Origin of the sequence: Enterobacter sp. V89_11 (assembly GCF_029967775.1) — a bacterium.
Taxonomy (GTDB): domain Bacteria; phylum Pseudomonadota; class Gammaproteobacteria; order Enterobacterales; family Enterobacteriaceae; genus Enterobacter; species Enterobacter ludwigii.
In genome coordinates, this window is sequence record NZ_JASCAN010000015.1 from 44,415 (window position 1) to 58,880 (window position 14,466).

General features: G+C 56.4%; 17 protein-coding genes. 13 read left to right on the forward strand and 4 right to left on the reverse strand.

All coding sequences use genetic code 11. The annotated features are described in order from the left end of the window. The first annotated feature begins 96 nt into the window (after positions 1–96). Positions 97–735 (forward strand): DUF1007 family protein, encoded by a 639-nt coding sequence (locus QLG09_RS13000; protein ID WP_047743086.1) that lies wholly within the window; start codon positions 97–99, stop codon positions 733–735. Then, positions 726–1,706: a nickel/cobalt transporter gene (locus QLG09_RS13005; protein WP_282488970.1), complete on the forward strand. Its 981-nt coding sequence runs from the start codon at positions 726–728 to the stop codon at positions 1,704–1,706. Before QLG09_RS13000 ends, QLG09_RS13005 begins: the two co-directional genes overlap by 10 nt. 52 nt (positions 1,707–1,758) lie before the next feature. Here QLG09_RS13005 and suhB read toward each other — a convergent pair whose 3' ends face one another. Beyond that, a complete protein-coding gene (suhB, locus tag QLG09_RS13010) occupies positions 1,759–2,562 on the reverse strand; it encodes an inositol-1-monophosphatase (RefSeq protein ID WP_020883019.1) in 804 nt (267 codons plus the stop codon). Positions 2,563–2,692: 130 nt separating this feature from the next. Here suhB and trmJ point away from each other — a divergent pair, with 130 nt between their 5' ends. The 11 genes from trmJ (at position 2,693) to sseB (ending at position 11,368) form a co-directional block, all read left to right on the forward strand. Then, the gene (trmJ, locus tag QLG09_RS13015; protein WP_032669904.1) at positions 2,693–3,421 is read left to right on the forward strand and encodes a tRNA (cytosine(32)/uridine(32)-2'-O)-methyltransferase TrmJ; all 729 of its coding nucleotides are present in this window, start codon (positions 2,693–2,695) and stop codon (positions 3,419–3,421) included. Between the two features lie 165 nt (positions 3,422–3,586). Continuing rightward, complete coding sequence (gene iscR / locus QLG09_RS13020) at positions 3,587–4,078, forward strand: Fe-S cluster assembly transcriptional regulator IscR (protein ID WP_020883021.1); 492 nt, start codon at positions 3,587–3,589, stop codon at positions 4,076–4,078. A gap of 119 nt (positions 4,079–4,197) precedes the next feature. Further along, positions 4,198–5,412, forward strand: a complete 1,215-nt coding sequence (iscS, locus tag QLG09_RS13025; RefSeq protein WP_020883022.1) for a cysteine desulfurase — start codon at positions 4,198–4,200, stop codon at positions 5,410–5,412. A 23-nt stretch (positions 5,413–5,435) separates the two neighbouring features. After that, a complete protein-coding gene (gene iscU, locus QLG09_RS13030) occupies positions 5,436–5,822 on the forward strand; it encodes a Fe-S cluster assembly scaffold IscU (RefSeq protein WP_003860661.1) in 387 nt (128 codons plus the stop codon). Between the two features lie 13 nt (positions 5,823–5,835). After that, entirely contained in the window at positions 5,836–6,159 is a 324-nt protein-coding gene (gene iscA / locus QLG09_RS13035; protein WP_003860659.1) for an iron-sulfur cluster assembly protein IscA, read from the forward strand. Positions 6,160–6,235: 76 nt separating this feature from the next. Continuing rightward, a complete protein-coding gene (gene hscB, locus QLG09_RS13040; RefSeq protein ID WP_014171181.1) occupies positions 6,236–6,751 on the forward strand; it encodes a co-chaperone HscB in 516 nt (171 codons plus the stop codon). A gap of 14 nt (positions 6,752–6,765) precedes the next feature. After that, positions 6,766–8,616, forward strand: coding sequence for a Fe-S protein assembly chaperone HscA (gene hscA, locus QLG09_RS13045; protein WP_020883023.1), 1,851 nt, complete (start codon positions 6,766–6,768; stop codon positions 8,614–8,616). Between the two features lies 1 nt (position 8,617). Continuing rightward, positions 8,618–8,953 carry an ISC system 2Fe-2S type ferredoxin gene (fdx, locus tag QLG09_RS13050; protein WP_014171179.1) on the forward strand — a complete coding sequence of 112 codons (336 nt, stop codon included), beginning with the start codon at positions 8,618–8,620 and terminating at the stop codon, positions 8,951–8,953. A 1-nt stretch (position 8,954) separates the two neighbouring features. Then, positions 8,955–9,155 carry a Fe-S cluster assembly protein IscX gene (iscX, locus tag QLG09_RS13055; protein ID WP_014171178.1) on the forward strand — a complete coding sequence of 67 codons (201 nt, stop codon included), beginning with the start codon at positions 8,955–8,957 and terminating at the stop codon, positions 9,153–9,155. Positions 9,156–9,208: 53 nt separating this feature from the next. Then, positions 9,209–10,495 carry an aminopeptidase PepB gene (gene pepB / locus QLG09_RS13060; RefSeq protein ID WP_020883024.1) on the forward strand — a complete coding sequence of 429 codons (1,287 nt, stop codon included), beginning with the start codon at positions 9,209–9,211 and terminating at the stop codon, positions 10,493–10,495. A 96-nt stretch (positions 10,496–10,591) separates the two neighbouring features. Then, positions 10,592–11,368, forward strand: coding sequence for an enhanced serine sensitivity protein SseB (gene sseB, locus QLG09_RS13065; protein WP_049022225.1), 777 nt, complete (start codon positions 10,592–10,594; stop codon positions 11,366–11,368). Positions 11,369–11,385: 17 nt separating this feature from the next. On the opposite strand, the gene QLG09_RS13070 is transcribed toward sseB, so the two are convergent. From QLG09_RS13070 to QLG09_RS13080, 3 genes are all read right to left on the reverse strand, one after another. Next, on the reverse strand, positions 11,386–12,156 hold the full coding sequence (locus tag QLG09_RS13070) for a MurR/RpiR family transcriptional regulator (RefSeq protein WP_014171175.1): 771 nt from the start codon (positions 12,154–12,156) through the stop codon (positions 11,386–11,388). Beyond that, positions 12,156–13,004 carry a 3-mercaptopyruvate sulfurtransferase gene (gene sseA / locus QLG09_RS13075; protein WP_282488972.1) on the reverse strand — a complete coding sequence of 283 codons (849 nt, stop codon included), beginning with the start codon at positions 13,002–13,004 and terminating at the stop codon, positions 12,156–12,158. The genes QLG09_RS13070 and sseA overlap by 1 nt, the downstream gene beginning before the upstream one ends. A gap of 90 nt (positions 13,005–13,094) precedes the next feature. Then, on the reverse strand, positions 13,095–14,462 hold the full coding sequence (locus QLG09_RS13080) for a 6-phospho-alpha-glucosidase (protein ID WP_014171173.1): 1,368 nt from the start codon (positions 14,460–14,462) through the stop codon (positions 13,095–13,097). Positions 14,463–14,466: the final 4 nt, after the last annotated feature.

Here is a 14,466-nt window from a genome sequence, read left to right on the forward strand (position 1 = left end):
AAGAATAGCTAAAGGATGGGCGCTGAAAAGCGCGCCGGCAGGCCTTTCACTCAGGATTGCTGGCGAACATCACAGAATTTATGACGTGAGGAATTGATGCAAACAGTTAAACAAAGCGCAATGGCGTTATTTTTGACGGTGATCCCCTTTGCTGTCGTCGCGCATCCTCACAGTTTTATCAGCCTGAAAACCGAGCTGGTAACGGACGGAACGCAGCTCAGTGGCCTGAAAATGCGCTGGACGATGGATGAAATCACCTCGGCTGACCTGCTGTACGATGCCGGGAATGCAAAACCCGGGGATGAAATCTGGAAAAAGCTGGCGGCGGAAGTGATGGCCAACGTGCTTGGTCAGCACTATTTCACCGAGTTCTGGCACAACGGACAAAAAGTGAAATTTATGAATCGGCCGACGGAATATGGCATGACCCGCGACGGACATCAGGCGGTACTGACGTTTGTCCTGCCGCTGGCGCATCCGCAACCGCTGGCTGGGCAGACCTATACGTTTTCCACCTTTGATCCCACTTACTATGTCGATATGCATTACGCAGAGGAGAGTGATGTGACGCTACCGGCAGCCCTGCAAAAAACCTGCAAGATGGCAATGCACACGCCAAAACCGAGCGAAGAGACGCTCAATTTTGCGGTCTCTCTCGATAAAGAAGATGCACCACCCGAAGACATGGAGCTGGGTAAACAGTTCGCACAGCAGGTGACGTTGCAATGTCAGTGATCGCGTCTCCGGCACGAAAATCACGCCGCTGGCTTCATCTCTGGCCGCTGGCGCTCTTTTTGCTGCTGGCCGTGTGCGGCGCGTTGTGGCTATGGCACGCCTGGCCGCAGGTGATGATGAAAAGCATTGTCTGGCAGCGCGAGGTCAACCAGCAGATGAGTGGTTTACTGAAGGCGGTGGCGGAGAACCCGACGAAGGCAGGCGGTTCTCTTCTGGCCTTCAGCTTTCTCTACGGTGTCCTGCATGCGCTGGGGCCGGGACACGGCAAAATCGTGATCGCGACCTGGCTTGCGACCCATCCGTCCAGGCTCAAATCAAGCATCGGGTTGACCCTCGCATCTTCGCTGCTTCAGGGCGGCGTGGCGATTGCGCTGGTGGTGGTCGTCCTGTCGTTATTACGCCTTCCTGCTCGTCAGCTGCATATCAGCAGTTTCTGGCTGGAGAAGGGCAGTTACGCGCTGGTCGGTGTGCTGGGCCTGCTCCTGTGCTGGCGGGCACTGAAAAAACTGCGGGCTTTGCTGCACAAACCCCAGTTCAGGGCTTTTACGCCGCACCATGGACACACTGCGAACTGCGGCTGTGGACATCAGCATCTGCCGACGCAGGCGCAGCTGCAGAACGGTGATGACTGGCGAGCGCGGCTGATGGTTGTGCTCTCAATGGGCATGCGTCCGTGTTCAGGGGCAATCATGGTGCTGCTTTTCAGTAAGGTGATGGGTGTATTTGGCTGGGGAATGCTCTCGGCATTGGCCATGGCGGCCGGGACGTCACTCACGATTTCGTCACTGGCACTGCTGGTGCACAGTTTCCGTCAACTGGCGGTCAAACTCAGCGGCAATAAAACGCCGGTGCTGTGGCGGCAGGTCGGATGGACAACGCTCGCGCTGGCGGGCGGGATGATTCTGCTGGTGGCTGCGGTAACGATGTGGATGAGCGCGGTGCCGGTGGGAAGGGGATTAAGGCCGTTTTAGTCAGGTACAGCATGGTGCCCTTTCCCGGCGGGAGAGGGCACCGCAGGCTGGATTAACGCTTCAGCGCGTCGCTCAGCTCATCACGCATGTTTGCCAGCATGGCTTTAACAACACGTGGGTTACCTGCAACGATGTTGCCGGTCGTCAGATGGTTGTGTCCGCCGGTGAAATCGCAAACAATGGCGCCTGATTCACGCGCGATCAGCTCGCCCGCTGCAAAATCCCACGGCTTCAGTGACAGCTCAAAGTAACCGTCAACGCGACCGGTAGCCACATAGGCCAGGTCCAGCGCGGCAGAACCGGTGCGACGGAAGTCCGCGCATTCGGTGAACAGTTTGCCCAGAATATTCATGTAAGTGGTTGCGTGCTGCTTCGCCTTGAACGGGAAGCCGGTCGCCAGAATGGTACCGTCGAGGTCGCGTGCATTGCTGCAGCGCAGACGGTAGCCGTTCAGCTGCGCGCCCTGACCGCGGGTTGCTGTGAACAGTTCGTTACGCATTGGATCGTAAACCACGGCGACTTCAGTACGGCCTTTAATGCGTACTGCGATAGACACGGAGAAGTGTGGCAGACGTTTGACGAAGTTGGTGGTGCCATCCAGTGGATCGATAACCCATTGAACATCCTGATCGGTACCTTCAAGTTCACCGCTTTCTTCGGTGATGATGGTGTGCTGCGGGTAAGATTTGCGGATGGTATCGATAATAATCGCTTCAGCGGCTTTATCGACGTTGGTTACGAAATCATTGCTGCCTTTCTGGCTGGTTTCAACAGAATCTGGCGTTTCGTAGTGTTTGGCAATTACATTACCCGCCTTGCGCGCTGCGCGCACGGCGATGGTCAGCATCGGATGCATCGGTCTCTCTCACTGGATGTTAAAGAACGGGAAAATCGGCGCAGAGTATAGCAGCGAGATCGGAATATGTCTCTCGTTTATGATAATATGGCCGAATATTCTTCAGACACAGAATCCAGACATTAAAACTATGCTGCAAAACATTCGAATCGTGCTGGTCGAAACATCGCACACTGGCAATATGGGCTCCGTAGCCCGCGCTATGAAAACCATGGGCTTAACGAACCTGTGGCTGGTTAACCCACTGGTGAAACCCGACTCACAGGCTATCGCTCTGGCTGCGGGCGCCAGCGATGTCATTGGTAACGCGCAGATCGTGGATACTCTGGACGAAGCCCTGGCAGGGTGCAGTCTGGTGGTCGGGACCAGCGCCCGCTCCCGTACACTGCCGTGGCCGATGCTGGATCCGCGTGAATGCGGTCTGAAAAGCGTCTCTGAAGCCGAACAGGCTCCTGTAGCGCTGGTATTTGGCCGTGAACGCGTGGGCCTGACCAACGATGAACTGCAGAAGTGCCATTACCACGTGGCCATTGCCGCTAACCCGGAATATAGCTCCCTGAACCTGGCAATGGCCGTTCAGGTGATTGCCTATGAAGTGCGTATGGCGTGGCTGGCGACGCAGGAAAAAGCAACGGCAGAGCCGCAGGAAGAGGCCGTCTACCCGCTGGTGGACGATCTGGAGCGCTTCTATGGTCACCTGGAGCAGACCCTGCTCTCTACCGGTTTCATCCGTGAAGGTCATCCGGGGCAGGTAATGAACAAGCTGCGCCGCCTGTTTACCCGTGCGCGTCCGGAAAGCCAGGAACTGAACATTCTGCGCGGGATTCTGGCGTCGATTGAGCAAAAGAATAAAGAGTAGTGCCCATCCTGGTGATACGGCACGGAAGGTTAAATACCTGACTAAAACAGTCAAGTAAATAGTTGACCATTTTAGTCAGGAATGTCAGACTTGGCCCTGCTATGCAATACCCCCATTTTACTATAAAAAACCCCGGGCAGGGGCGAGTTTGAGGTTAAGTAAGACATGAGACTGACATCTAAAGGGCGTTATGCCGTGACCGCGATGCTGGACGTTGCGCTCAACTCCGAAGCGGGCCCGGTTCCGTTGGCTGATATTTCTGAACGACAAGGGATCTCCCTCTCCTATCTGGAGCAGCTGTTCTCCAGACTGCGTAAAAATGGACTGGTTTCCAGCGTTCGTGGCCCAGGCGGCGGTTATCTGCTGGGTAAAGACGCGGGCAGTATTGCAGTTGGCGAAGTGATCAGTGCCGTTGACGAATCCGTTGATGCGACCCGTTGCCAGGGTAAAGGCGGCTGCCAGGGCGGCGATAAGTGCCTGACCCACGCGCTGTGGCGCGACCTGAGCGATCGTCTGACCGGCTTCCTGAACAACATCACCTTAGGTGAACTGGTAAATAACCAGGAAGTTCTGGATGTCTCTGGCCGTCAGCACAGCCAGGACTCCCAACGCAGCACCCGCGGGCAGGACGCGATCGACGTCAAATTACGCGCGTAATAAAAAGATAAGTATTTCAGAATCAGGCCGGAGCGTTCGCTCGCTCCGTGTACTCGGTCGTACATCCAGCCGGTTGCCTGATTCCTTGCATTGAAGCGATGTACGGAGTTTATAGAGCAATGAAATTACCGATTTATCTCGACTACTCCGCAACCACGCCGGTGGACCCGCGTGTTGCCGAGAAAATGATGCAGTGTCTGACCCTGGACGGAAACTTTGGTAACCCAGCTTCCCGTTCACACCGTTTTGGCTGGCATGCTGAAGAGGCGGTAGATATCGCCCGTAATCAGATTGCTGACCTGGTGGGTGCCGACCCGCGTGAGATTGTATTCACCTCCGGTGCGACCGAATCCGATAACCTGGCGATCAAAGGTGCGGCCAACTTTTATCAGAAAAAAGGCAAGCACATCATCACCAGCAAAACCGAACACAAAGCCGTGCTGGACACCTGCCGTCAGCTCGAGCGTGAAGGTTTCGACGTGACTTACCTGGCACCACAGAGCAACGGTATCATCGACCTGAAAGAGCTCGAAGCGGCCATGCGTGATGACACCATTCTGGTCTCCATCATGCACGTAAACAACGAAATTGGCGTTGTGCAAGATATCGCGACCATCGGCGAAATGTGCCGTGCGCGCGGCATCATCTACCACGTAGACGCCACCCAGAGCGTGGGCAAACTGCCTATCGATCTGAGCCAGCTGAAAGTGGACCTGATGTCCTTCTCCGGCCACAAAATCTATGGCCCGAAAGGTATTGGTGCACTGTACGTTCGTCGTAAACCGCGTATCCGCATCGAAGCACAGATGCACGGTGGCGGTCACGAGCGCGGTATGCGTTCCGGTACGCTGCCTGTTCACCAGATCGTGGGTATGGGCGAAGCTTACCGTATTGCGAAAGAAGAGATGGAAACCGAGATGGCGCGCCTGCGCACGCTGCGTAACCGTCTGTGGGATGGCGTGAAAGATATGGAAGAAGTGTATCTGAACGGCGATCTCGAACAGGGCGCACCAAACATTCTCAACGTCAGCTTCAACTATGTTGAAGGTGAATCGCTGATTATGGCGCTGAAAGACCTGGCGGTTTCTTCCGGTTCTGCCTGTACGTCTGCAAGCCTGGAGCCATCCTATGTGCTGCGCGCACTGGGCATGACTGACGAGCTGGCACACAGCTCTATCCGTTTCTCTTTAGGTCGTTTCACTACCGAAGAAGAGATTGACTACACCATCAAGCTGGTTCGCAACTCCATCGGTCGTCTGCGTGACCTTTCTCCACTGTGGGAAATGTTCAAGCAGGGCGTGGATCTGAACAGCATTGAATGGTCACATCACTAATCGGTACATAAGGAGAATTCAACATGGCATACAGCGAAAAAGTTATTGATCATTACGAGAACCCGCGCAACGTTGGCTCTTTTGACAACAGCGACGAAAGCGTAGGTAGCGGTATGGTCGGTGCGCCAGCGTGTGGCGACGTGATGAAGCTGCAGATTAAAGTCAACAATGAAGGTATCATTGAAGATGCGCGCTTCAAGACCTACGGCTGCGGTTCTGCTATCGCCTCCAGCTCCCTGGTCACCGAATGGGTGAAGGGCAAGTCTCTGGACGAAGCACAGGCAATCAAGAACACGGATATTGCTGAAGAACTCGAACTGCCACCCGTGAAAATTCACTGTTCTATCCTGGCAGAAGACGCGATCAAAGCCGCCATTGCGGATTACAAAAGCAAACGTGAAGCAAAATAATTGAGGTTTGAGTATGTCGATTACCCTTAGCGACAGCGCTGCCGCGCGAGTAAGCTCTTTTCTGGCGAACCGTGGTAAAGGCTTTGGCCTGCGACTGGGCGTACGTACCTCCGGCTGTTCTGGTATGGCTTACGTACTGGAGTTTGTTGACGAACCGGCGTCTGATGACACCGTATTTGAAGACAAGGGCGTGAAGGTGGTGGTCGATGGCAAAAGCCTGCAATTCCTCAATGGCACTCAGCTGGACTTTGTAAAAGAAGGCCTGAACGAAGGGTTCAAATTCACGAACCCGAACGTCAAAGACGAGTGTGGTTGCGGCGAAAGCTTCCACGTTTAACCGCGCGTCATCCGAAACCCCACCGCAGGACTCCTGTGCGTGGGGTTTGTTCTAACAGGCTACCCCTGAGATTGTTATGGATTACTTCACTCTCTTCGGACTACCCGCTCAATACCCGATTGATCTCCAGGCGCTGACGATCCGCTTCCAGGATCTGCAGCGTCAGTATCATCCGGATAAATTCGCCAGTGGTACTCAGTCAGAGCAATTGGCTGCGGTATCGCAATCTGCGACCATCAATCAGGCCTGGCAGACGCTGCGCCATCCACTGTCTCGCGCTGAGTATCTGCTCTCGCTTCATGGCTTTGATCTGGCGAGTGAACAGCACACCGTGCGTGATACGGCGTTTTTGATGGAACAGCTGGAACTGCGTGAAGAGCTGGATGAGATTGAACAGGCCAAAGATGAAGCGCGTCTGGAAAGCTTCATCAAGCGCGTAAAAGGCATGTTCGATACCCGCCATCAACTGATGGTGGAGCAACTGAACAACGAGACCTGGGATGTGGCGGCAGACACTGTGCGCAAACTCCGTTTTCTCGATAAACTGCGAAGCAGTGCTGAACAACTCGAAGAAAAGCTGCTCGATTTTTAATTTCGGAAGCAATTATGGCCTTATTACAAATTAGTGAGCCTGGCTTAAGTGCCGCACCGCACCAGCGTCGTCTGGCAGTAGGTATTGATCTGGGCACCACCAATTCTCTCGTGGCGACCGTGCGAAGCGGCCAGGCGGAAACGCTGGCTGACGAGCAGGGCCGTCATCTGCTGCCTTCCGTGGTCCACTACCAACAGCAGGGCCACGCGGTTGGCTACGACGCACGCGCGAACGCCGCGCGCGATCCGGCGAACACCATCAGTTCCGTAAAACGCATGATGGGCCGCTCCCTCGCCGATATTCAGACCCGTTATCCGCATTTGCCGTATCAGCTGCAGGCCAGTGAAAACGGCCTGCCAATGATTGCCACGGCAGCGGGGCTGCTGAACCCGATCCGCGTTTCTGCTGATATCCTCAAAGCGCTGGCGGCGCGTGCTACGGCAACGCTCGGCGGCGATCTCGATGGCGTGGTCATTACCGTTCCGGCCTACTTTGATGATGCACAGCGTCAGGGCACCAAAGACGCGGCGCGTCTGGCGGGACTGCACGTTCTGCGCCTGCTGAACGAACCGACGGCGGCCGCCATTGCCTACGGCCTGGACTCCGGTCAGGAAGGGGTGATTGCGGTTTACGATCTGGGTGGCGGGACCTTTGATATTTCTATCCTGCGCTTAAGCCGTGGGGTGTTTGAAGTGCTGGCTACCGGCGGTGATTCTGCGCTGGGTGGCGATGACTTCGACCATCTGCTCGCCGATTTCATTCGCGAGCAGGCGGGTATTCCCGATCGCAGCGATGCACGCGTGCAGCGTGAACTGCTGGACGTGGCCATCGACGCGAAAATCGCGCTGAGCGATGCGCAGTCTGTCACCGTCAACGTGGCGGGCTGGCAGGGGGAAATCACCCGGGAACAGTTTAACGACCTGATCGCGCCTTTGGTGAAACGCACTCTGCTGGCCTGCCGTCGCGCACTGAAAGATGCGGGCGTTGAGGCTGACGAGGTGCTGGAAGTGGTCATGGTTGGCGGCTCCACGCGAGTACCGCTGGTGCGTGAACGTGTGGGTGAATTCTTTGGCCGCACGCCGCTGACGTCCATCGACCCGGATAAAGTGGTTGCCGTGGGCGCGGCTATCCAGGCGGACATTCTGGTCGGCAACAAGCCGGACAGCGAGATGTTGCTGCTGGATGTTATTCCACTCTCCCTGGGTTTAGAAACCATGGGGGGACTGGTGGAGAAAGTCATTCCGCGTAACACCACCATTCCGGTGGCGCGCGCGCAGGAATTCACCACCTTCAAAGACGGCCAGACCGCGATGTCCATCCATGTGATGCAGGGCGAGCGCGAGCTGGTGCAGGACTGTCGTTCACTGGCGCGCTTTGCGCTGCGCGGTATTCCTGCGCTGCCTGCGGGCGGTGCGCATATTCGCGTTACCTTCCAGGTGGATGCGGACGGCCTGCTGAGCGTCACGGCGATGGAGAAATCCACCGGCGTTGAGTCGTCTATCCAGGTGAAGCCGTCCTACGGCCTGACCGATGGTGAGATCGCCTCCATGATTCAGGATTCAATGAGCTACGCCGAACAGGATGTGAAGGCGCGTATGCTGGCAGAACAGAAAGTTGAAGCCGCACGCGTGCTGGAAAGTCTGAACGGTGCGCTCGCTGCCGACGCCGCGCTGTTAAGCGCCGCTGAGCGTCAGGTGATTGACGAGGCTGCCGCGCGCTTAAGCGCAGTGGCCGAAGGCAATGATGCTGATGCAATAGAAGAAGCCATTAAAAACGTTGATAAACAAACCCAGGACTTTGCTGCTCGCCGCATGGACAAATCTGTCCGCGTCGCGCTGAAAGGCCAGTCCGTGGACGAGGTTTAATATGCCAAAGATTGTTATTTTGCCTCATGCGGACCTCTGTCCGGATGGTGCTGTTCTGGAAGCGAAGACCGGTGAGACCATTCTCGATGTTGCCCTGCGTAACGGTATCGAAGTGGAACACGCCTGTGAAAAATCCTGTGCCTGCACAACCTGCCACTGCATCGTGCGTGAAGGTTTTGACTCTCTGGCCGAGAGCACCGAAGATGAAGACGACATGCTGGATAAAGCATGGGGTCTGGAGCCAGACAGCCGTTTGAGCTGCCAGGCTCTGGTGACCGATGAAGATCTGGTCGTGGAATTCCCACGCTACACCATCAACCACGCACGCGAGCACTGATATGGGACTGAAGTGGACTGACAGCCGTGAAATCGGCGAAGCGCTCTACGACGCTAACCCGGATCTCGATCCTAAAACCGTACGCTTCACCGATATGCATCAGTGGATCTGCGATTTAGACGATTTTGACGACGATCCAAACGCATCCAATGAAAAAATTCTGGAGGCGATTCTGTTAGTCTGGTTAGATGAAGCAGAATAAATCACCTTACGGGCTGCCTTCAGGCGGCCCGTTTGCTAATAAGGATAAATAAAATGACCGAAGCGATGAAGATTACGATCTCGAATCAGCCTGCTGACGCGCGCTGGGGCGAGAAAGCCACCTACAGTATCAACAACGACGGTATTACCCTGCACCTGACTGGCAACGATGATTTGGGTCTGATCCAGCGCGCGGCGCGCAAAATTGATGGTCTGGGCATTAAACATGTCACCCTGGACGGCGAAGGCTGGGATATCGACCGCAGCTGGGCATTCTGGGCGGGTTACAAAGGACCGAAAGGCAGCCGTAAAATCGAGTGGGCGACGCTCGACGAAGCGGGTCAGAAAGAGCTGGAAAGCCGTCTGACCATTATCGACTGGGTGCGCGATACCATTAACGCCCCGGCAGAAGAGCTGGGTCCTGAACAACTTGCGCAGCGCGCCGTTGACCTGCTGTGCGGCGTGGCGGGCGACAAAATGTCTTACCGCATCACCAAAGGTGAAGACCTGCGCGAGCAGAACTATATGGGGATCCACACCGTGGGTCGCGGTTCCGAGCGTCCTCCGGTATTGCTGGCGCTGGATTACAACCCAACCGGTGATAAAGCAGCACCGGTATTTGCCTGCCTGGTCGGGAAAGGCATCACGTTCGATACCGGCGGTTACAGCCTGAAGCAGAGCGCGTTCATGGACTCCATGAAGTCCGATATGGGCGGTGCGGCAACCATCACCGGCGCGCTGGCGTTTGCCATTACGCGCGGTCTGAACAAGCGCGTGAAGCTTTACCTGTGCTGTGCGGACAACATGGTGAGCGGTAATGCCTTTAAGCTCGGCGACATCATTCGCTACCGTAACGGTAAAAACGTGGAAGTGATGAACACCGATGCGGAAGGTCGTCTGGTGCTGGCCGATGGTCTCATCGACGCGTCTGCGCAGAAGCCAGAGCTGATTATCGACATGGCGACCCTGACCGGTGCGGCGAAAACCGCGCTGGGCAACGACTACCATGCGCTGTTCAGCTTTGACGACAAACTGGCAGCTCGCCTGCTGGCAAGCGCGGCCGCGGAGAACGAACCGTTCTGGCGTCTGCCGCTGGCCGAATTCCACCGCAGCCAGCTGCCGTCTAACTTCGCCGAACTGAACAACACCGCGAGCGCAGCCTATCCGGCGGGTGCGAGCACGGCGGCCGGCTTCCTGTCTCACTTCGTTGAGAACTATCACGAGGGCTGGCTGCACATCGACTGCTCCGCAACCTACCGTAAAGCGGCCGTTGAGCAGTGGTCTGCAGGGGCAACGGGACTGGGCGTGCGTACTATCGCGAACCTGTTGACTGCCGAGTAATTGTCTTTGTCCGGCGGCGCTGTGCTTGTCCGGGCCTACGGTTTTGTAGGCCTGTTAGCCTTGCGCCAGCCGACATTATGTTGAAGTAGCCAAACTATGTCTGAAACGAAAAACGAATTAGAAACTCTGCTGGAACAGGCGGCGACCGAGCCCGCCCACCGTCCGGCATTTTTCCGCACGTTGCTGGAGTCCACCGTCTGGGTTCCGGGTACCGCAGCGGAAGGCGAACAGGTTGTTGAAGACAGCGCGCTGGACCTGCTCCACTGGGAGAAAGACGACGGCACGTCGGTGATCCCGTTCTTCACCTCGCTGGAAGCGCTGCAGCAGGCTGTTGAAGACGAGCAGGCGTTCGTGGTGATGCCGGTGCGCACTCTCTTCGAAATGACGCTGGGCCAGACCTTGTTCCTCAACGCCAAACTGCCAACCGGGAAAGAGTTCACCCCGCGTGAAATCAACCATCTGATTGGCGAGGAGGGCAACCCGCTCAGTACGCAGGAAGTGCTGGAAGGGGGCGAAACGCTGCTGTTGTCTGAAGTAGCCGAACCCCCTGCGCAGATGATTGATTCGCTGACCACGCTGTTCAAAACCCTCAAACCCGTGAGGCGCGCGTTCCTCTGCTCTGTTAAAGAGAGCACGGATGAACAGCCGGTACTGCTGATTGGCATTGAAGCAGACGGCGATATCGAGGAGATTATTCAGGCTGCGGGCAGTGTTGCCACCGATACGCTGCTGGGTGATGAGCCGATCGATATCTGTCAGGTGAAGAAGGATGAGAAGGGCATCAGCCACTTTATTACCGAGCACATCACGCCGTTTTACGAGCGTCGCTGGGGCGGATTCCTGCGCGATCTCAAAACCACCCGCATTATCTGATTACGCGGGGTGATTTTTCACCCCGTCGCTTCCAGCAGCAGTAAATCCATCAGCAGGACCAGATTCGACTCAAACGACGTCACGCCAGCGGCTTCTGCGGCGTAATGTACCGCCTCGTCATATAAGGCAAAGTGTAAATCTGCCATTCCCGCCAGCGTATTGGCCGAAGCGCGCGTAAAAGCCACGACCGTCATACCCACGTTTTTAGCAATCCGCGCTTTATCCAGCACCTGTTCGGTTTCACCGCTGCGTGAGACGGCGATAAACACCTGATACCGCGCAGCGTTGCTGAGGAAAATGTTCCGGCTATCCCCCGGCCCGGAAATAAACGCCGTTTTGCCCAGCACCTGCAATTTCTTGGTAAGGTACTCGGCGAAGAGATAAGAGAAGCCGGCGCCATAAAGAAAGAAGCTCTCTTTCTGGCGCAGTAACGTCGAAAATTGCGCGCGCTTCTCCTGCGTTACCCACTGAAAGGTTTGCTGATAGTTCGCGATAAATTGACTGAAAAGCGCCGGCAGTTCGGGGCGCTGTTGTGCCTGCGCGGCGATATACGGTGTCTCGGTTAACAGCTGTTTGCAGTGCCAGATAAATTCGCTGAAACCGCTGAAGCCTAATTTCTGACACAGGCGCATAATGGTGGCGGTTGAGACGAACGTCGCCTGCGCCAGTTCGCGCACCGTAATATTGCCCACCAGCAGAGGATGCTCTGTGAGGTGGGCCAGCACGCGATATTCCGCGCGGGTCAGTGACGCCCCGCGCGTTAACAGCGTGGCCAGACGGTTATCCATTATTTGGCAGGTTCAACGGGCAAATCGTCTCGTGCACCCCATTCACTCCAGGCGCCATCATAGAGCGTCACGTCGTTTACACCGAGTGTGGCGAGCGCCAGAATCACCACGCAGGCCGTGACGCCGGACCCGCAACTGGCAATAACGGGACGATGCAAATCCACGCCCTGACGATCAAAAATGGCGCGCAGCTCATCGGTCGTTTTTAATTCACCTTCAAACACCAGATCGCCCCACGGCACATTCAACGCGCCGGGAATATGGCCGCACTTCAGCCCCGGACGCGGTTCATCCGCCTGGGCGTTAAAGCGCGCTGCAGGGCGGGCATCGACAATTTGCGCCGTTTTTTCATGACTGACCACCAGCACGTCGGTCAGACGTTTTACCTGATGCGCATCAAACGTCGCGTCGAACTCGCCTTCCGGCAGCGTCACGTCGCCCTGCTGCAATGGCAGTTCATCACGCTTCCAGCCTGCGAGGCCGCCTGCCAGAATTGAGACTCTCTCCACGCCAAAGTTTTTCAGCATCCACCAGGCGCGCGGTGCGGAGAAGAGGTTACCTTCATCGTAAACCACGAGGTGTTTGTCACGATTAACGCCAAGTTCGCGCATCGCCACGGAGAACGCTTCCGGGCGCGGCAGCATGTGCGGGAGAGGGGAGTTATGGTCGGACAGGGCTTCAATATCAAAAAATACCGCGCCCGGCAAATGCCCTGCGCGGTATTCTGCGACCATATCGCGAAGGTGTTCCTGCCCGGCAGGTGCCATACGCGCGTCAATAATCTGTACTTCCGGATCGTCACCGTGCTCAATCAGCCAGTCGGCGGCGACAAAATATGAGGTGGACATGGGTTGCCTCCATTCTTTTCCGTAAAAAAGGATTGTCGGTGTTTTTTCTGACACCGACAAGCAAACCACGTTCAACTCGCGAGCACGACCCTATTTTTTCACCGCTTCACCGTTCTGCCAGGCTTTTTGCAGCGCAGGCCAGTAGTCACGGTTGGCGTCAATCATGTCATCGAGAATCGCTTTTGCGTGCTCCATGGTGGGCACGGTGCGGTTCAGGGTGAACGCCTGCAGTGCTTTTTCGTAGCTGCCTTCAATGGTCGCTTCCACCAGCAACTGTTCAGAGGCGAGCTGCTGCTGTAGCAGCGTCTGATGGAACAGCGGGACCCGACCCACGCGGATAGGCTCTGGCCCTTCAGAGGTGATGTAGGCCGGGACTTCCACCACCGCGTCGTACGGCAGATTGGTTATCGCCCCGCGGTTTTCCACCATTACCAGATGGCGCTGACGCAGGTTAAATGCCAGCGAGCAGGCGACATCGACAATAAACTCGCCGTGGACGCCCACGTGGAAGGCATCCGGTAAAATCCCGGTACGCTTATACTCTTCTGCGGCGGCAAACAGCTTTTTCTCACGCCCGTTCATCACTTCGTTCGCGCGGGTATAGTCCGGGTTCTGATGCTCCACAATCTGGTTTGGCATCAGGTAGTACTGCAGATAGGGGTTTGGCAGATATTCCGGGAAGTTATCCATGATGGGCTTGATGTTGCGCCAGGTTTTCACCCACGACGGATCCGAGTGCTGCGGATCGGTTTTGGCCGCATCTTCCGTCAGCAGGCCGAACCTCGCGATATGCCGACGCAGTTCCGGCAGCTTGTCCTCGCCGTCCACCCGCACGCGGGTAAACCAGCCGAAGTGGTTCAGACCAAAGTAGTCCACCTCCAGCTTGTGGCGGTCCACACCCAAAATGGCCCCCATGTTACGCATCGCCGCCACTGGCATATCGCAGATATTAAGCACGCGGGCGTCCGGTCGCAGGCGGCGCACCCCTTCCGCAACGATCGCTGCCGGGTTGGAATAGTTCACGATCCAGGCTTTTTCATGCGCGTAGCGATCCACCAGATCGATCAGCTCGACCATCGGCAGGATCGTGCGCAGGCCGTATGCCAGCCCGCCAGGACCGCAGGTTTCCTGGCCCACCACGCCGTGGCGTAGCGGGATCTTCTCATCCTGCTCACGCATTCTGTACTGGCCGACACGCATCTGGGCGAAGACAAAGTGCGCCCCGCTGAACGCGACTTCCGGGTCTGTGGTCACGGTGAAGGTAATGCTCTGGCTATGGTCGCGAATGACCTTCTCCACCACCGGTGCAATGGTGTTCTGGCGTGCTTCGTCGATATCGTAGAGGCGAATCTCGGCCAGCGGGAAGTCCTGCAGGCGTACCATCAGGCTTTTCACGATACCTGGCGTATAGGTGCTGCCGCCACCGGCAATCGACAGAATAAAAGGGGGTGTAAACATCTTT